General features: G+C 63.9%; 15 protein-coding genes and 1 pseudogene. 6 read left to right on the top strand and 10 right to left on the bottom strand.

The window, feature by feature from the left end:
* The 4 genes and pseudogenes from EOA49_RS22860 to EOA49_RS22845 all read right to left on the bottom strand — a co-directional run.
* Positions 1 to 481: pseudogene (locus tag EOA49_RS22860) on the bottom strand (hypothetical protein); the annotation flags it as partial.
* Between the two features lie 5 nt (positions 482 to 486).
* On the bottom strand, positions 487 to 1,203 hold the full coding sequence (locus EOA49_RS22855) for a FadR/GntR family transcriptional regulator (protein WP_067318961.1): 717 nt from the start codon (positions 1,201 to 1,203) through the stop codon (positions 487 to 489).
* Positions 1,204 to 1,205: 2 nt separating this feature from the next.
* A complete protein-coding gene (locus EOA49_RS22850; protein ID WP_127243361.1) occupies positions 1,206 to 2,375 on the bottom strand; it encodes a mandelate racemase/muconate lactonizing enzyme family protein in 1,170 nt (389 codons plus the stop codon).
* Between the two features lie 60 nt (positions 2,376 to 2,435).
* Entirely contained in the window at positions 2,436 to 3,323 is an 888-nt protein-coding gene (locus EOA49_RS22845; RefSeq protein ID WP_066989944.1) for a sugar phosphate isomerase/epimerase, read from the bottom strand.
* Between the two features lie 399 nt (positions 3,324 to 3,722).
* On the opposite strand from EOA49_RS22845, the gene EOA49_RS22840 reads away from it, so the two are divergent.
* The 3 genes from EOA49_RS22840 to EOA49_RS22830 all read left to right on the top strand — a co-directional run bounded on the left by EOA49_RS22840 (position 3,723) and on the right by EOA49_RS22830 (position 7,054).
* On the top strand, positions 3,723 to 4,778 hold the full coding sequence (locus tag EOA49_RS22840) for a sugar phosphate isomerase/epimerase (protein ID WP_127240675.1): 1,056 nt from the start codon (positions 3,723 to 3,725) through the stop codon (positions 4,776 to 4,778).
* Positions 4,779 to 4,930: 152 nt separating this feature from the next.
* Positions 4,931 to 6,118, top strand: a complete 1,188-nt coding sequence (locus tag EOA49_RS22835) for a Gfo/Idh/MocA family oxidoreductase (protein ID WP_095780126.1) — start codon at positions 4,931 to 4,933, stop codon at positions 6,116 to 6,118.
* Between the two features lie 84 nt (positions 6,119 to 6,202).
* The gene (locus tag EOA49_RS22830) at positions 6,203 to 7,054 is read left to right on the top strand and encodes a sugar phosphate isomerase/epimerase (RefSeq protein ID WP_127240674.1); all 852 of its coding nucleotides are present in this window, start codon (positions 6,203 to 6,205) and stop codon (positions 7,052 to 7,054) included.
* A 470-nt stretch (positions 7,055 to 7,524) separates the two neighbouring features.
* On the opposite strand, the gene EOA49_RS22820 is transcribed toward EOA49_RS22830, so the two are convergent.
* From EOA49_RS22820 to EOA49_RS22795, 6 genes are all read right to left on the bottom strand, one after another.
* Positions 7,525 to 8,541 carry a zinc-binding alcohol dehydrogenase family protein gene (locus EOA49_RS22820; protein ID WP_127240672.1) on the bottom strand — a complete coding sequence of 339 codons (1,017 nt, stop codon included), beginning with the start codon at positions 8,539 to 8,541 and terminating at the stop codon, positions 7,525 to 7,527.
* A 70-nt stretch (positions 8,542 to 8,611) separates the two neighbouring features.
* Positions 8,612 to 9,577, bottom strand: a complete 966-nt coding sequence (locus EOA49_RS22815) for an ABC transporter permease (RefSeq protein WP_067004136.1) — start codon at positions 9,575 to 9,577, stop codon at positions 8,612 to 8,614.
* Complete coding sequence (locus tag EOA49_RS22810) at positions 9,574 to 11,127, bottom strand: sugar ABC transporter ATP-binding protein (RefSeq protein ID WP_127240671.1); 1,554 nt, start codon at positions 11,125 to 11,127, stop codon at positions 9,574 to 9,576. Before EOA49_RS22810 ends, EOA49_RS22815 begins: the two co-directional genes overlap by 4 nt.
* A 154-nt stretch (positions 11,128 to 11,281) precedes the next feature.
* On the bottom strand, positions 11,282 to 12,277 hold the full coding sequence (locus tag EOA49_RS22805) for an ABC transporter substrate-binding protein (RefSeq protein WP_127240670.1): 996 nt from the start codon (positions 12,275 to 12,277) through the stop codon (positions 11,282 to 11,284).
* Between the two features lie 191 nt (positions 12,278 to 12,468).
* Positions 12,469 to 13,467: an aldo/keto reductase gene (locus EOA49_RS22800; RefSeq protein ID WP_095823525.1), complete on the bottom strand. Its 999-nt coding sequence runs from the start codon at positions 13,465 to 13,467 to the stop codon at positions 12,469 to 12,471.
* Positions 13,468 to 13,510: 43 nt separating this feature from the next.
* Positions 13,511 to 15,016, bottom strand: coding sequence for an altronate dehydratase family protein (locus EOA49_RS22795; RefSeq protein ID WP_067004128.1), 1,506 nt, complete (start codon positions 15,014 to 15,016; stop codon positions 13,511 to 13,513).
* A 250-nt stretch (positions 15,017 to 15,266) separates the two neighbouring features.
* On the opposite strand from EOA49_RS22795, the gene EOA49_RS22790 reads away from it, so the two are divergent.
* From EOA49_RS22790 to EOA49_RS22780, 3 genes are all read left to right on the top strand, one after another.
* A complete protein-coding gene (locus tag EOA49_RS22790) occupies positions 15,267 to 16,169 on the top strand; it encodes a GntR family transcriptional regulator (protein ID WP_095780099.1) in 903 nt (300 codons plus the stop codon).
* Between the two features lie 128 nt (positions 16,170 to 16,297).
* The gene (locus EOA49_RS22785) at positions 16,298 to 16,645 is read left to right on the top strand and encodes a DUF2946 family protein (RefSeq protein ID WP_067318942.1); all 348 of its coding nucleotides are present in this window, start codon (positions 16,298 to 16,300) and stop codon (positions 16,643 to 16,645) included.
* A gap of 93 nt (positions 16,646 to 16,738) precedes the next feature.
* The coding region (locus EOA49_RS22780) for a copper chaperone PCu(A)C (RefSeq protein ID WP_164749265.1) at positions 16,739 to 17,199 on the top strand (461 nt) is incomplete at its 3' end.

Below are 17,199 nucleotides of genomic sequence, written 5' to 3'. Positions count from 1 at the left end.
AAGCCGTGCGCGGCGATGTGGCCGTCGGCCAGGCCGTCGGCCACATCGCCGCGCACGGCTTCGACCTCAAGGTCGTGGCGACGACGCGCAGCCTGCGCCCGGCGAGCCAGCCCTTGGCGCGCAGGTCGCGATCCATGATGCGGAAGCGCCTGAGCAGCGCCAGCGCCGTGAACACCACATGTTCGGCCACCGAGCGGGCATTGACGGCCGGCACGTTCGCCACCAGCACGCCGGCGGCGGTGGCCGCCTCGACCGGGATCATGTCCAGTCCCGCGCCATGGCGGATCGCGGCGCGCAACAGGGACGCGCCTGCGAACAGCTCCGGCGGCAGCGGCGCTCGGACGATGACGATGTCGGCGTCTTTCGCCTCGGCAGCCAGCGTTTTTGCATCGAGCGCGGAGGCGACGACCAGCCGGCCGGCTCCCGCCAGCATGCTTGTCGCGCGCGGATGTAGCGGGTGCGTCGACAGGATCTTGCGCATGAAGCTCAGGCCCTTTCGAGCGCCGCGCTTTTCGGCTCGGTCCAGCGACCTTCGATGATCCCCTTCCAGTAGCTCTCGGCCCCTTGCAGGTGCGCACTCATCAGCGCCTGGGCGAGGTTGCCGTCGCGGCGCAACAGCGCCTCGTAGATCTGGATGTGTTCGGCATGCGAGCGCATGCTGCGCTCCAGATCGTTGAAATAGATCGGCAGGCGCTGCTCGCCCATCAGGTAATAGACGCTGCAGATGTTGTGAAAGACGCCGTTCTTGGTCGCTCGCACGATTTCGAGGTGGAACTCGCGGTCTTCCTTGGCGAGGCCTTCGCCGGCGGCGATGCGCTCCTCGGAAGCCTTCAGGATCTCGCGCAGCCGCTCGAAATTCTCCTCGGTGGCGCGTGAGCAGGCAAGCTCGGCCGCCTTGATCTCGTGGATCTTGCGCAGCTCGACGGTCTCGTAGATCTGCACCGGATCCAGCGGCAGGCCCGCGCGGGCGAAAAGCGCTAACGCTTCCACGCTCGCCTGCTTGGTATCGATATAGATGCCGGACTTGGCGCGGCGCTCGACGATGCGCATCGCTTCGAGGATGGCAAGCGCCTCGCGGATCTGGCCGCGGCTGACGGCGAAATGCTCCGCCAGCTCGCGCTCCGACGGCGTGCGGCCCGACTCCTTGTCCGAGTTGGAGAACAGATAGGCGGCGAGTTCCGCAAGAAGGTTCTTTTCTTTCATCGTCAAATGCGTAGCGCGTGCGCCTCCAGGAATCGCTCCGAAACGGTGAAACCCAATCCGGGCTTTTCAGGGATCGCGATCATACCGTCCTTTGCTTCGACAGTCTCCTCGACGAGATCGTGGATCATCGGATTGGCGCCCAGCGAATACTCGACGATGAAGGTCGCGGGGGAAGCCGCGCAGACATGCAGTCCAGCGAAGAAGCAGGGCGCGCCGGCCCACAGATGCGGCGCGAAGCGCAGGTTGAAGGCGCTGGCGATGGTGCCGATCTTCATCGCCTCGCTGATGCCGCCGCAGAAGGCGGGATCAGGCTGGAAGATGTCGGCCGATTTCAGCACGGCCAGATCGCGAAAGGCATAGCGGGTCGCCTCGCTCTCGCCGGTGGCGATCGGGGTAGAACCGGACGCGCGCACCTCGGCCATACCGTGCTTGTCGTCGGCGATCACCGGCTCCTCGAACCAAGCCAGATCGAGATCAGCGGTGAGGCTGATGAAGCGCTTGGCCTCGGCGACGGTGTAGGTGCCGTGCGCGTCCACCATCAGTTCGACGTCAGGACCGATCGCTTCCCTGGCGGCGCGGACGCGCGCGGCCGAGATATGCGGGGCGCCGTCCATGGCGCCGATGCGCATCTTCAGCGCCTTGAAACCGCCTTTGGCGATATAGGATTTGAGCTGGTCGCCGATGGTATCGGCTGGCGCCCAGCCGCCCGAGGCATAGGCTTGCATGCGCTCGACCTTGCGGCCGCCGAGCAGCCGCCAGACCGGCTGCCCCAGCGACTTGCCGAGGATGTCCCAAAGCGCGATGTCGACCGCGCTGATCGCCGCCACGCTCATGCCGCGCCGCGCCAGCTGGGGCATGGCATGGCCGGCATGGGCCGCCGTGTGGTGTCGCACGCCGTTGTAGAGCATCTCCCAGATGATACCGATATCGGCCGGATCGCGGCCGATGAGCTGCGGCGCAATCTCGTGGTTCAGCATGTGGACCAGCGCGCCATAGCTGCCGGCGCTGCCGGCGGCGTTCTTGCCCTCGCCCCAGCCGACCAGGCCGTCGTCGGTCTCGACGCGCAGGATGGCGGCGTCGAACGTCGTCACCTGACCGAAGTCGCTGCGATGCTGCTTTGCGACTTCGATCGGTATACGAACCCACCAGGCCTGGACGCTTCTTATACGCATCTTGATCCCCGGACCCGCCGCCCGGCGAGGACGGTAGGGCTAAGCTCCAATCGGACCGGTCTACTTGATCAGCGGCAGCAGCGTTTCGGCGGTGATGCGCATCTGATCGGTGTAGAACTTCTCGGTGAGCACGCTGGAGCCGTGATCCTGGATGAATTTGAGCTGCTCGGGCGAGATGTCGACCGGGTTGCGCTCCACCATCTCCGGATAAGGGGCGGCCGGCGTGCGGTCGACCGGCGCGACGAACTCGTTGGTCAGCGCGCCGTCATAGCCGATCTCCTTCAGCGTGCCGACGATCTTCGGCCAGTCGATCTGGCCGAGACCCGCGGCAAAGCGGTTGTTGTCGGCGACATGGAAGTCGTAGAGGCGCTTGCCGACCTGGCGGATGGCGTCATAGACGTTAAATTCCTCCATATGGATGTGGTAGGCGTCGAGGCAGACGCCGCATTCCGGGCTCACCGCATCCGCGAGCGCGAGCGCCTGGGCACCACGATTGAAGAGGTAGGTCTCGAAGCGGTTGAGCGGCTCGACGGCGATCTTGACGCCGACCTTCTTGGCATGCGCGAAGCATTCGCGCGTGGCGTCCACCACCCAGCCCCACTCTTCCGCCTCGGTGCCGTCGGGCACCACCTTGCCGACGGTGGCGGGAACCAGCGTGATGATCTCGCCGTCAAGCTCGCTCACCATGGTCAGCACGTCCTTGACATATTGTACCGATCGCTCGCGCTGGCCCTGGTTCTTGGCAGCAAGGTTGCGTTCGCCCAGCATCAGCGTCACCGAACCCCAGCAACGTATGCCGTGCTCCTTCAGGAGCGCGCGCGTTTCCTTGGTCTTGTACTGCTCGGGCTCGCCGGAAATCTCGATCGACTCATAGCCGAACTTCTTGATGCGCTTCAGCGTCACCTCCAGCGGCTCCGCCCGCATCCAGTTGTGCGTCGAAAGATGCATGGTCTATCCTTCCCAGAATTCGCCTGTCACGTTTTTCGCGACGTTCTCCACCGAGCCCGTCGTATGATCTCCTCCCCACGGCGTTCCAGTGTTTTTCTCGAAACTGGTTCGACCAATTGGGCCTGACAGAACCTCTACAGCAAATTCACAGTAACGGCAAGGAGACCACCTATTGGGCTCAACTCATCAGTCAATGCTTTGATTTGAATAGATTAAGATACCTTTCGGCAATCGTGCGGATCGCATTCCAGCTGTTTCTGGCCGCTTGACCAAACAGCCGTATTTGGTAATACCAGAATGCCGCTGCTTGTCGGCGCCGAGACGAACGGTCGAAGAGGCTAGCCCTCGCTTCAATCGGCGCTATGCTTGGTCCATGAGAACGAGAGAGGAAGGATGCCGATGCCGACGACGATGAAGGGTCCCGGCCTGTTTCTGGCGCAGTTCGCGGGCGACGCCGCGCCGTTCAATTCGCTGGCTTCAATCACCAAATGGGCGGCCGGGCTCGGCTACAAGGGCGTACAGATCCCGACCTGGGACGGACGCCTGTTCGACCTGAAAAAGGCGGCGTCATCGAAAACCTATTGCGACGAGGTCAAGGGCATCTGCACTGAAGCCGGCGTCGAGATTACCGAACTGTCGACGCACCTGCAGGGGCAGTTGGTGGCGGTGCATCCGGCTTACGACGCGGAGTTCGACGGGTTTGCGCCACCCGAGGTGCACAACAATCCGAAGGCCCGGCAGAAATGGGCGGTCGAGCAGATGGAATTCGGCGCCAAAGCATCGAAGAATCTCGGCCTCAAGGCGTCGGTAAGCTTCAGCGGCGCGCTCGCCTTCCCGTACCTCTATCCGTGGCCACAGCGGCCGCCTGGGCTGATCGAGGAGGCGTTTGCCGAGCTTGGCAAGCGCTGGAAGCCGATCCTCGACGTCTATGATGAGAACGGCGTCGATATCGGCTACGAGATCCATCCAGGCGAGGACGTGTTCGACGGCGCGACCTTCGAGATGTTTCTCGACGCGGTCGGCGGCCACAAGCGCTGCAACATCAATTACGACCCGTCGCACTTCCTGTTGCAGCAGCTCGACTATCTCGAGTTCATCGACATCTACCACGAGCGGATCAAGGCCTTCCACGTCAAGGATGCCGAGTTCAACCCGACGGGGCGGCAAGGCGTCTATTCGGGCTATCAGGGCTGGGTGAACCGTGCCGGGCGTTTCCGTTCACTCGGCGACGGGCAGGTCGATTTCAGCGGCATCTTCTCCAAGCTCACCCAGTACAACTACGGTTCCTGGGCGGTGCTGGAATGGGAATGCTGCCTCAAGCATCCCGAGGACGGCGCGGCCGAAGGCGCACCCTTCATCCAGCATCATATCATCCGGGTCACCGAAAGGGCCTTTGATGATTTCGCCGGCGGCACCAGCGACAAGAAGCTGCTGCGCGCGATGATGGGGATTTAGCACCTTTATCCTCCCCTCGAGGGGAGAGTGGCCCAAAGGGCCGGGCTGGGTCGGTTTATGCCGAGATCCACGCCCGGCGACCCCACCCGATCCGCTGTGCGGATCGACCTCCCCTCAAGGGGGAGCTAACCAACATGAGGGAGAACGAAAGCATGGTCGGCGCATCGAAATCGGAAACGGGAGGCGGCCCGATCCGCTACGGCATGGTCGGCGGCGGGCAGGGCGCTTTCATCGGCGCGGTGCACCGGATTGCGGCGCGCATGGACAACGACTTCGTGCTGGTGGCCGGCGCGCTGTCGTCGGACCCGGCGCGCGCGAAGGCCTCGGCCGAAGAACTCGGGCTCGATCCGTCACGCAGCTACGGCTCCTATGCCGAGATGGCCAAGGCCGAAGCCAAACGCCCGGACGGCATCGAGGCAGTGGCGATCGTCACGCCCAACAATGTGCATGTGCCGGCGGCCAAAGCCTTCCTGGAGGCGGGTATCCACGTCATCTGCGACAAGCCGCTCGCGACCTCGCTCGCCGAGGCGAAGAAGCTTGCCGCGCTGGTCGAGAAGGCTGGAAAGGTGTTCGTGCTCACCCACAACTACACCGCCTATCCGATGGTGCGGCAGGCGCGCGAGATGGTGGCCAAGGGCATGCTCGGCGACATCCGCATCGTGCAGTCGGAATATCCGCAGGACTGGCTGACCGAAGACCTCGCCGCGACCGGCCAGAAGCAGGCCTCATGGCGCTCCGACCCCAAGCAGGCCGGCGCCGGCGGCGCGCTCGGCGACATCGGCACGCACGCCTACAACCTCGCCCGCTTCGTCTCGGGGCTGGAGCTCGATTCGCTTTCGGCCGATCTCGACGCCTTCGTGCCGGGACGCCAGCTCGACGACAACGTCAATGTGCTGTTGCGCTTCAAGCCGGTCGGCAACAAGCATCCGGCCAAGGGCATGATCTGGGCGAGCCAGGTGGCGCCCGGCCACGAGAACGGGCTGAAGCTGCGCATCTACGGCTCGAAGGGCGGGCTCGAATGGGTGCAGGCCGACCCGAACTATCTCTGGTACACGCCCTTCGGCCAGCCGAAGCAGTTGCTGACCCGGGCGGGCGCCGGTGCGATGCCGGTAGCGGCGCGCGTCAGCCGCGTGCCCTCCGGCCATCCGGAGGGCTATCTCGAAGGCTTCGCCAATATCTACCAGGAAGCGGCCCGCGCCATCCGCGCGGCCCGAAAAAAGGGCGGCAAGCTTGCCAAGGATGTCGCCTTCCCGACGATCGCGGACGGCGTCGAAGGCATGGCCTTCATCGAGGCGTGCGTGAAGTCGTCGAAGAAGAACGGGGCGTGGACGAGGCTATAGGGGCGGGCGCCGGCGCGGGCCGGATGAGGGGGAGTGCGTGCGGCCCGCTAGCGCAAGTGGTTGGCCGCCAGAGGAGGGGTGTCGATGAAAATCGGCATGTGCATGTTCTTGTGGACGACGAGCGTCTCGAAAAAGCACGAGGCGCTGCTGAAAGATATCAAGGGGACCGGTTTCGACGGCGTCGAGATACCGGTCTTCGCGGGCGAACCGGATGACTACAAGAAGCTGGGCGAGATGCTCGATCGCATCGGACTGGAGCGCACCGCGGTCTCGGCGATGGGCGACCCGGCGATGAACCTGATCTCGCCCGACGCCGCAACGCGCAGGGCCGGCATCGAATACATGAAATGGGCGATCGACTGCAGCGCGGCGCTCGGCGCGGACAGGCTGAGCGGGCCGCTGCATTCTACGCTTGGCGCCTTTTCCGGCAGCGGGCCGACAGCGGCCGAGAAGAAGCGCTCAGTCACCTCGCAGCGGGCCATTGGCGATCATGCCGGCAAGAGGGGCGTCACCATCGGGCTTGAGGCGCTGAACCGCTTCGAGTGCTATCTGGTCAACACGATGGACGACCTGTCCGAGCATGTCGACGCGATCGACCGGCCGCACATCAAGGCGATGTACGACACTTTTCACGCCAATATCGAGGAGGCCGATCCGATCGGCGCCTATACCCGCAACCGCAAAAATGTCGTCCATATCCATATTTCGGAGAACGACCGCGGCGTGCCGGGGCGCGGCCACGTCCCCTGGAAGGAAACTTTCGCGGCGATCCGCAAGAGCGGCTATGACGATTGGCTTACGATCGAGTCGTTCGGCCGATCACTGAAGGATCTGGCAGCTGCGACCAAGGTGTGGCGGGATTTCGCAGAGAGCCCGGAGGCAGTTTATCGCGAAGGGTATCGGCATATCAGAGATGGGTGGAAGGCTGCCGCTTAAACGCCCTCTCCATTCGTTATCCACGGGCGGAGCGGGAGCGAAGCGGACGCCGAGACCCGAGGACCCATTCCGTGACGTCGACGCTCCGCCACGATGCAATTCTGCACCGGCTGCATTCTACGGCTTAGGGAACGGCATTACTGTGTTCATGCGAAGGCTGTTTTTGTCTCGAATGATGGCATTGAGGACGACCAGGAGCTTCCTTGCAACGGCGATGATGGCCAGTTCTTGGACCCTGAGCGGGCTGCGAGGTTTGCGGCATCGAGACGATCGGTCTTGGCGCGCCGTCTTGTCGACTTCGCATAGTGGTGGGTGTGTGCCGGGTTGTGCGGCGAGAACGGCACGCCGGACTTGGCCAGCGCATGGCGCAACAACCGCTCATGGACGCCAGTCGCCTCCGACTAGCCTTCGACGTCGTCATCAAGGGCGACAACCCCTGAGGTCGTCATCGACGGGCGGGTCGGGCCTCCCTATCCGACCTCGATAACCGCTTTGATCAACCCGGATTTTTCGTGCGCCCAGCGCGCTAGATCGCGCGGCGTATCGGCAAGGGTGGTGCGGTGGGTGACGAGTTTCTCCAGCGGCACGGCGCCGTTGCGGATCGAGGCGGCGACATGGTCGAAGTCTGCTCTGAGCGCATTACGGCTGCCGACCAGCGTCATCTCGCGCTTGTGAAACTCGGGATCGGAGAAGGTGATGTCGTCCTTGACGACGCTGACCAAAACAAGCGCTCCGCCATGCGCGACATGGGTGAAGGCGGACTGCACCGACTGCGTGTTGCCGGTGGCGTCGAACACAAGGTCGAAGCCTTCGCCGCCGGACGCCTGCCGCACCAGATCGGCTGCCTGTGCTTTCGAGCCGTCGAGCGCGGCAAAGCCGAGCTCGCTTTCGGCGAAACCGAGCCGTTCGGTGCTCATGTCGAGCAGGCTGACATCGAGGCCGGCAATGCGGGCGAACAGTGCCGTGCCAAGGCCGATCGGACCGGCGCCGATGACCAGCGTGCGCTGGCCGGGCGCACTCAGCGAGCGCCGCACGGCGTGTGCGCCGATGGCCAGGAATTCGACGGCGGCGGCATCGGCCAGCGATAGGCCATTTGCCGGATAAAGGTTTTGCGCCGGCACCAGGATCTCGTCGCACATGGCGCCGTCGCGATGGACGCCAAGCACCTCGATCTGCACGCAGCAGTTCGGCTTGCCGTGCCGGCAGGCAACGCATTTGCCGCAGGCGAGATAGGGGTTGATGATCACCGGCTCGCCGATGGCAAGCTCGACGCCTTCACCTCGCTCGACGACTGTGCCCGAGACCTCGTGGCCCATGATGCGCGGATAGGCGAGGAACGGGTGCTTGCCTTCGAAGATGTGATAGTCGGTGCCGCAGATGCCGACATGGCTGACTGCGATGCGCGCCCAGCCGGGCGGCGGCGCGCCGGGTTCGGCGCGGTCTTCGAGAACAAGGTCGCCAGGCGAGCGGCAGACGACGGCTTTCATGCGCTGATCCAGTATTAGAAGGGGGCGTCGGCCCCGCTCGACCGGGGCCGGCGCGTCATTTCAGGAACGATTATTTGCCGCGACGGCGCAGGCCGTCGAAGTAGACGATGACGATGATCAGCAGGCCCGTGATGACGCGCTGCCAGAAGGTGTTGACGTTGAGCAGGTTGGCGCCGTTGTTGATCGTCGAAAGAATGAAGGAGCCGATCAGCGGCCCGTGCACCGAGCCGATGGCGCCGAACAGCGAGGTGCCGCCGATCACCGACGAGGCGATAGCCTGCAGCTCATAAGTGTCGCCCTGGGTCGGGTTGCCGATGCCGATGCGCGAGGCAAGCAGCACACCCACGAAAGCCGCGAGCAGGCCGGACAGGATATAGGCCATGAAGATGGTGCGCGGCACGTTCACGCCGGAAAGGCGCGCGGCCTCCGCATTGGAGCCGACCGAGAATAAATAGCGGCCCCAGCGCGTGTGGTGCAGGAACACGTAGGACGGTATGGCGACCAGGATCACCATCCAGAACAGATAGGGGATGCCGAGCAGCGAGCCGCGCGAGAAGGCCTGGAACGGGTCGCTGTTGATCGAGATCGAATTGCCGTTGGTCATCAAGAGGCCGATGCCGCGCAGCGACGTCATCGTGGCCAGGGTGATGATGAAGGGCGGCAGGCCCATCTTGACGATGCCGAAGCCGTGGAACAGGCCGATGGCGACGCCGGCGAGCAAGGTAATGAGCACAGCCGCCCAGATCGGCCAGCCGGCATTGATCAGAAGCGCCACGATGACGGTGGTGAAGCCGACCACGGCACCGACCGAGAGGTCGATGCCGCCGGTGATGATGACGAAGGTCTGGCCGACCGCGAGGATGGCGATCAGCGAACCCTGACGCAAAAGATTGGTGATGTTGAGCGTCGTGGCGAAGGAGGGTGTGGCGACCGCCAGCACGATCCACATCAAAAGCAACAAGCCGAGCAGCGTCAGCCCGAACAGGGCGTTGTAATTGCGCTTCGGCTTTTCGGCGGGGATCGCCTCGGTGCTCATTTTTGTCCTCCCGTCTTTTCTTGTTTCTCGGCCAGCGCTTGGCCCAAAATGTCCTCATGGCTGGCGGTGCGGAAGCCATGCGTGGCGACCAGCTTGCCGCGGCGGAACACATGCAGCGTGTCGGCGAGCTCGTAGACTTCCGGCAGGTAGGACGAGATCAGGATGATGCCGGCGCCCTTGGACAGAAGCGTCGAGAACAGCCGGTAAATCTCGGCCTTGGTGCCGACATCGACGCCGACCGTCGGCTCGTCGAAGATGAACAGCTTGGCGCCATGCGCCAGCCATTTGCCGATGACGATCTTCTGCTGGTTGCCGCCCGACAGGCTGGAGGCCAGCGCGTGGCGGGTCGGCGTCTTGATCCTGAGATCGGCTATCTGGCGATCGGCCTCGGCCTTCTCGCGCGAGCCTGAGATCAGAAGATTGCTCGAGATGCGCTTGTAGATCGGCAGGTTGAGATTCGTGCCGACCGGCAGGTTGAGGCAAAGGCCTTGGTCGCGGCGGCTTTCGGGGGCGAGGGCCATGCCGAGCCTTATCGCGTCATGCTCGGAGTTGACTTGCACCTCCTTGCCTTGCCACAGGATCTGACCGGCCGACTTCCTGTGGCGGCCGTAAAGCGTGGTGACGAACTCGCTGCGGCCGGCTCCGATCAAGCCGTAAAGTCCGACGATCTCGCCCGCGCGGACAGTCACCGAGATGTTCTCGAAACCCTTGCCGGAGAGATTCCGCGTCTCGACGATCGTCGCGCCCGGCGTGAAATGCTCCTTGTGGTAGATCTGCTCGATCGAGCGGTTGATCATCAGCTTGACCAGTTCCGGCTCGCTGGTCTCGGCTATGTTGCGGGTGCCGACGAGCGTGCCGTCGCGCAGCACCGAAACGCGATCGGCAAGCTCGAACACCTCCTCCATGCGGTGGCTGATATAGATGATGGTGACGCCTTCGCCCTTTAGCCGGCGGATCAGCTTGAACAACTGGTCGGCCTCCTTGCGGGTCAAGTAGGCGGTCGGCTCGTCGAAGATGAGGAACTTTGTCCCGCGTACCGTGGCGCGGGCGGCGGCGATCAGCTGCTGCTGGCCGATGGTGAGGTCGCCGAGCATAACATGCGCGGGCAGGTCGAAGCCGAGCCCATCGATGATCTTCTGCGCTTCCTTCACCATGGCGCGCTGCTGCAACAGACCGAAGCGGGAATTCTCCTCGCCGAGGAACATGTTGGCGGCGACGGTGAGGTGGCGGCAAAGCACGACCTCCTGGTGGACGGCATTGATGCCGAGCGCCATCGCCTCGTGCGGCGTGGACAGCGCCTCGGGTTTACCTTCCCAGACGACTTCGCCGGAGGTGCGCGGCATGACGCCGGTTAAAAGCTTTATCAGCGTCGATTTGCCGGCGCCGTTCTCGCCGACGATGGCGTGGATCTCGCCCGACTTGAAGGCAAGGTCCACCGGCTTCAGCGCATGCGTGCCGGGATAGCGCTTTTCCAGGCCTTTCAACTCGAGGATGGTCCTGCCCGGTTTCAGCGTGGGGGGCGGGTGCAGTTCCTGCGCCGTCGACGTCATGACAATCCTCCCAGATTGATCCAACCGTTGGATACGCAGCGATGCGTCTGGCGCGCATCTAGAAGGCAGAGCCTAAAGCAAGCCGGCGGATTTCCAAGCTGTCCGCCGCGATGTTTCCGGGGCGGCGAAGCCCCGGAAACGAATGTCGCGAAGATCAGTTGAGCTTCGGGTTGAGCAGCGCGTCGATCTTCGGATCCTTCATGTTGTCCTTGGTGACGAGATTGGCGCCGGTGTCGACATTGGCCTCGACCTTCTCGCCCTTCGAGGCGGCTAAGGCGGTCTTGATGCCGTCGTAGCCCATCCGGTACGGATCCTGGACGACGAGGCCGGAGATGACGCCGTCGTTGAGGAACTTGATCAGCTTCTCGTCGCTATCGAAACCGATCAGCGCCACCTTGCCGGCGAGGTTGTTCTCGGCGATCGCCTGGCCAACGCCCTGCGCCATGATCAGGTTCGAGGCGAAGATGCCCTTGAGGTCCGGATTGGCGGTGATCAGGTCGGTCGCGATGTTGAGGCCGGTGGTGGCCTGACCGTCGGCATATTTGTCGGCGACCAGTTCGAGGCCGGGATATTTCGCCTTGAGCTGTTCCTTGAACCCTTGCGCGCGCTGCTCGAGCGAGCCGGCGCCGGGCAGCGCGGTGATCAGCGCAACCTTGCCCTCGACCTTGCCGCCATTGGCGGCGCCGATCGCGGCGGCGAGACCGTCAGCCGCGACACGGCCGCCCTGGACGTTGTCGGTGGTGAGGAAAGAGGTGAAGGCCTTGGATTCGGCGCTGGAATCGATGCCGATGACCTTGACCTTGGTCGCCGCCTCGTCGATCGGCTTGCCGAGCGCCTTGGCTTCGGTCGGCGCGATCACGATCGCGGCCGGATTGCCGGCCACGGCGTTCTCGAGGATCGAGATCTGACCGTTGACGTCGGTTTCGGCCTGGGCGCCGAGTTCCGGCACGTTGATGCCGAGATCCTGGCCGGCCTTGCGGGCGCCGGCCAGCACGATTTGCCAGTAGAACGAAGTCGTGTCCTTGACGATGATCGGGATGGTCACGTCTGCCGCCGAGACGGGTGCCGGATGCATCGCACCGGCGAGCATTGAGGCGGCGGCTACAGCCACGAAGGCGCGGCGGTTGAGAAGGCTGGTTACGAATTTCATTAGGTTCCTCCCTAAAGTCGCCCGGTGAAGGTTCGGAAGCTCCACTTGGATAGGCGCGAGCCAAACAGAACTTTATCAATAAAAAACATTTGCCGGATTTTGATAGTGCATTGCCCGGATCGATGCAAGCGGTGTCTCATGCCGTTTTCGTGACGAGTGGCAGCTGATCGGTCTGCCGGGTCCTCCGCATCTCAGCCAAGCTGCTGGACGATCGTATAAGGATCGTATTTGGCAAATTCCGCCGCCGCCACCTTGATATCCAGCAGTTCGAGATTGCGCGTCAGATTCGCGGGCTTGGCGGTGCCGGTCAGCACCGAGGCAACGACAGGCTCGTGCAGAGGGAATTGGAACGCGGCAGCGGCCAGCGGATAGCCACCTCCGATGGCGATGCGCTCCATTGCGCTGACGCGGTCGAGAACATCCTTGCTCGCCGGCAGATAATCGAAATGCGCGCCATGCACCGGTCCCGTCGCCAATATGCCCGAGTTGAAGACGCCGCCGATGATCAGCGAGGTCCGCCGCTCGCGGCAAAGCGGCAGCAGGTCGGCCTCGGCGCTGCGATCAAGCAGCGAATAGCGGCTGGCGAGCAGGATGCAGTCGAGCGGCGCGCGGCGAAGCACGTCAAGGCAGATCTGGACCTCGTTGACGCCAAGACCGTAGGCGGAAATCGTGCCGGACGATTTCAGCTCCTCCAGCGCCTTCAGCCCGCCGTCCATCAGCTGACGGAAATGCAGCTTCGTCTTCTCGACGCCATGCGTGTAGACGCCGATGTCGTGGACGAACAGGATGTCGATCTTGTTGAGGCCGAGCCGCGCGTAGGAAAAATCCACCGAGCGCATGATGCCGTCATAGGAATAGTCGTAATCGAGCGCGAAGGGCAGCGGGTCGACATAGGAGTGATCGGGAACCTGGTCCTCCGGCACCGGCCGGAACAGGCGGCCGACCTTGGTCGAGAGCACATAGGAGGAGCGCGGCTTCTCACGCAGGAAATCGCCTGTGCGCCGCTCCGACAGGCCGAAGCCGTAGAAGGGCGCGGTGTCGAAGTAACGCAGCCCGCCGTCCCAGGCCGCTTGCAGCGTTTCCATTGCGGGCTCGCGCGGACAGGCGCGATAAAGGCCGCCGATGGCGGCGCCGCCGAAGCTGACTTCGGTGACTTCGAGCGCGGTCGCGCCGATCCGGCGTTTGTTCATCAAAGCCTCCCTTTGCCGTTCGACCGGCGGTCGTTTCGACTATCTAGAGCGTCGCGCCGAGATGCCAGGGCACGAACTCGTTGTCGCCGTAGCCGAACGCCTCGCTCTTGGTCTTGCGTCCGGACGCCGTCTCGATGATCAGCTCGAAGATCTCGCGGCCCATGCCGGCGATCGTCTTCTCGCCGGAAGCGATGACACCGCAATTGACGTCCATGTCCTCTTCCATCTGGTGGTACATGGTCGAGTTCGTGGCGACCTTGATCGACGGCGTCGGACGGCAGCCGAAGCAGGAGCCGCGGCCGGTGGTGAAGACGATGACATTGGCGCCGCCGGCCACCTGGCCGGTGGCCGAGACCGGATCGTAGCCGGGCGTGTCCATGAACACCAAGCCGCTGCCGCTGACCTTCTCGGCGTAACCGAAGACGCCGTTGAGCGGCGTCTGACCGCCCTTGGCAACAGCACCCAGCGATTTCTCCAGGATCGTGGTCAGGCCGCCGCGCTTGTTGCCCGGCGAGGGATTGTTGTCGATCGAGGCGCCGTGCTTGGCTGTATGGTCCTCCCACCATTTCACAAAGCCGTCGAGCTTGGCTGCGATCTCGGGCGAGGCGGCGCGATAGGCAAGCAGATGCTCGGCGCCGTAGATCTCGGTCGTCTCGGACAGGATGCCGATGCCGCCGCAGCCGGCCAGAATATCGACCGCCGCCCCCAGCGCCGGATTGGCGGTGATGCCGGACATGCCGTCCGAGCCGCCGCATTGCAGGCCGACTACGATCTCGCTGACCGGGATCGGTTCGCGCTGCAACTGGCCGACCTCCTCGGCGATCTCGGCCAGCACGCCCATCGCCCGCTCGACGGATTTGCGCGAGCCGCCGGCCTCCTGGATGTTGAAGTGCCGCTTTCCCGCCGCGACGCCCTTTTGGCCATAAAGGGTGAGCTGGTTGACCTCGCAGCCCAGACCGACCATCAGCACGCCGCCGAAATTCGGGTGGCGAGCATAGCCGGCCAGCGTGCGGTGCAGCACCATCATGCCGTCGCCGGTTGCGCTCATGCCGCAGCCCTGGCCGTGGACGATGGGCACGAAACCGTCGATGCCGGGATATTTCGGCAAAAGCGTGCGATTGGCCTCGTCGGCGATCGCATGGCAGACGGTGGACGAGCAATTGACGCTGGCGATGATGCCGATGAAGTTGCGCGTTCCGGCGCGACCATCGGCGCGGCGATAGCCCATGAAGGTGCGCTTGCGGTCCGCTTCGGTGGCGTGCTCGGCCTCGCTCGGCGGCACCACCGGCAAGCGGCCGCTCTCGAACACCAGATTGTGCGAGTGGACGTGCTCGCCCGGCGCGATGGCTTGAGTGGCGCGGCCGATCGCCTGCGCATATTTAACCACCGCTTCGCCCGCCGCGATCGGCTTGATCGCCACCTTGTGCCCTGGGTCGATCGCCGCCACCGCGACCGCGCCGCCGGGCAGCGCCGCACCGATCTCGATGCGGCCATTGGCGACCGCGACATTGTCGGCGGGGGAAAGAAGGATGGTGCTTGCGGCGTTCACGGGCGGCTGTCCTGGGTAAACCTGGGAGTGTGGGCGGATTGACATGCGCCCGTTTGAGGGTAATGTCTTTTATCGTGAAAAAACATTTTTGCGTCAATTGTTTTTTCATCGCGCGCCGCGCGCCGTTGAGTGCATGGCCGCCCGTTTGGTAAAGCCGGCGAAATTCGTTCCGCATTTCGGAGGCTTGCGCTAGGAACACCGATCATATTGCGCTTCCGGCCGGCTGCCGCAAGCGTTGGGGATACGGGGCATGTCGAAGAGCAACAACGTCTACAAGGACGCCTTCAACCGCGGACTGCGGCTGCTCGACGAAACCAGGAGCCTGCCGTCCGAGCCCGAACTCGGAACGCTGCTCGGCGTCAGCCGCACCACGGTGCGCAGCATTCTTTCGCGCATGGAAGAAACCGGGCTTATCGCCTGGAACAAGCGCAACAAAACGGTGCTGCGGGCGCCGAAGGCGGAAGATTTCTTCCCCGAGGAAGAGACCGACTCGCTGGCCGAGATCATCGAGCGCTCCTTCATGCGCCGGCTGCTCGCCGGCGGCGCGGAAGCGGGCATGCAGATCAACGAGCTCGAGCTGGCGCGCGAGATCGGCGTCGGCACAACCAGCGTGCGCGAATTCCTGATCCGCTTCTCGCGCTTCGGTTTGATCGAGAAGCGGCGCAACAGCCACTGGGTGCTCAAGGGCTTCACCCGCGCCTTTGCGCTGGAGCTCACCGAGATTCGCGAGATGTTCGAGCTGCGCTCGGCGGCTGCTTTCGTCGCGCTGCCGCAGGAAAGCGCGGTCTGGGCCGATCTCGACCGGCTGGAGATCGAACATCGCCAACTGGCGAGCGAGATCGCGACGCGCTTTAACGAATTCTCCGAGCTCGATGAGCGCTTCCACCGGCTGATCCACCGCGCCTCGCACAACCGCTTCATCGTCGATTTCTACGATGTGATCGCGATGATCTTCCACTACCACTACCAATGGAACAAGGCGCAGGAACGCGAGCGCAACGAGGTCGCAGTCCAGGAGCATCTGGCCTATATCGCGGCGCTGAAATCGCGCGATCCCGCCAAGGTGGACGCCGCCTGCCGCAAGCACCTGAAGTCGGCGCGCCAGACGCTGTTGAGCTCAATTCCGGAAGGGCGGCAGGTGCAGCCCGCCTGATCAGGCGCGTCGCGCCGCGTTGCCGCAGCCCGGTTTTGACGATTTTCCGGCCGCCGCCCCCATGCTAGGCTCGGTGGAATTGCTGGAAAGAGGCAGGTCATTTGGATATCCGGCTGAGACGATGGAGCATGCCGGCTGCGTTCGTCGCGGCGCTGCTGCTGTTGCTTCAGTCGGCGCTTGGCGCCTTCGCCTTTGGCGCTCCTTCGCAGCTTGATGCCTTCGGCAACGTCATCTGCACCCATGACGGGGCGGTCAAGCTTCCGGGCGGCGATCCGCACCGGCAGCATATGCCGGCTTGCTGCTTGGCTGGCTGCAGCCTGGTTTCGCCGGCGCATCTGCCGCCGCCGGATACCCGTGCGCCCGTCAGGGTGCTGGTGTTCGACGCGGTCGCTTTCCCGCCTTTGGCCTTCCGGCATCTCGATTTTGCCCGCGACCGCTCTCCGGCCAATCCGCGCGCGCCGCCGGCCGCAGTCTGACAAAAACCCGCGAAACCTTTCGCAGGCGCATTCATCCAAGATCAGACTGCTCGCGGCCGGATCACGGCGCGATCTCATACTCATGGAGCAACCATGTCCAATCTTCTTCCCGCCGCGCGAGCGCAAGCTCGTCCGCGCGGTTTCGAACGGCTCGGCCTTGCCGTGTTCGCTCTTCTTCTGTTCGCATGCGTTCCCGGCGCCCAGGCGCATGAATTCAAGGCCGGTGACCTGGAAGTCGGGCACCCGTGGTCGCGCGCAACGCCGCCCGGCGCCAAGGTGGCCGGCGGCTATTTCACCGTCACCAACAAGGGCGGCTCGCCCGACCGGCTGCTGTCGATTTCCTCCGACATCTCCGACAAGGCCGAATTGCATGAGATGAGTGTCAAGGACGGCGTCATGACTATGCGGCCGGTGAGCGGCGGGCTCGTGATCCCGGCCGGCGGCAAGGTCGCACTGAAGCCGGGTGGCTATCACCTGATGTTCATCGGCCTGAAGCGACAGCCCAAGCAGGGCGAGAAATTCCCTGCCACGCTGACCTTCGAGAAGGCCGGCAG

This window comes from Mesorhizobium sp. M1A.F.Ca.IN.020.04.1.1 (assembly GCF_003997315.1).
Taxonomy (GTDB): Bacteria; Pseudomonadota; Alphaproteobacteria; order Rhizobiales; family Rhizobiaceae; genus Mesorhizobium.
This window is presented reverse-complemented; position numbering and strand designations above follow the sequence as displayed.

What these genes read in the sequence shown, in the direction of transcription:
- EOA49_RS22855 (WP_067318961.1), bottom strand. Translation starts at nt 1,203, where the DNA reads ATGAAAGAAAAGAACCTTCTTGCGGAACTCGCCGCCTATCTGTTCTCC.
- EOA49_RS22850 (WP_127243361.1), bottom strand. Translation starts at nt 2,375, where the DNA reads ATGCGTATAAGAAGCGTCCAGGCCTGGTGGGTTCGTATACCGATCGAA.
- EOA49_RS22845 (WP_066989944.1), bottom strand. Translation starts at nt 3,323, where the DNA reads ATGCATCTTTCGACGCACAACTGGATGCGGGCGGAGCCGCTGGAGGTG.
- EOA49_RS22840 (WP_127240675.1), top strand. Translation starts at nt 3,723, where the DNA reads ATGCCGACGACGATGAAGGGTCCCGGCCTGTTTCTGGCGCAGTTCGCG.
- EOA49_RS22835 (WP_095780126.1), top strand. Translation starts at nt 4,931, where the DNA reads ATGGTCGGCGCATCGAAATCGGAAACGGGAGGCGGCCCGATCCGCTAC.
- EOA49_RS22830 (WP_127240674.1), top strand. Translation starts at nt 6,203, where the DNA reads ATGAAAATCGGCATGTGCATGTTCTTGTGGACGACGAGCGTCTCGAAA.
- EOA49_RS22820 (WP_127240672.1), bottom strand. Translation starts at nt 8,541, where the DNA reads ATGAAAGCCGTCGTCTGCCGCTCGCCTGGCGACCTTGTTCTCGAAGAC.
- EOA49_RS22815 (WP_067004136.1), bottom strand. Translation starts at nt 9,577, where the DNA reads ATGAGCACCGAGGCGATCCCCGCCGAAAAGCCGAAGCGCAATTACAAC.
- EOA49_RS22810 (WP_127240671.1), bottom strand. Translation starts at nt 11,127, where the DNA reads ATGACGTCGACGGCGCAGGAACTGCACCCGCCCCCCACGCTGAAACCG.
- EOA49_RS22805 (WP_127240670.1), bottom strand. Translation starts at nt 12,277, where the DNA reads ATGAAATTCGTAACCAGCCTTCTCAACCGCCGCGCCTTCGTGGCTGTA.
- EOA49_RS22800 (WP_095823525.1), bottom strand. Translation starts at nt 13,467, where the DNA reads ATGAACAAACGCCGGATCGGCGCGACCGCGCTCGAAGTCACCGAAGTC.
- EOA49_RS22790 (WP_095780099.1), top strand. Translation starts at nt 15,267, where the DNA reads ATGTCGAAGAGCAACAACGTCTACAAGGACGCCTTCAACCGCGGACTG.
- EOA49_RS22785 (WP_067318942.1), top strand. Translation starts at nt 16,298, where the DNA reads ATGCCGGCTGCGTTCGTCGCGGCGCTGCTGCTGTTGCTTCAGTCGGCG.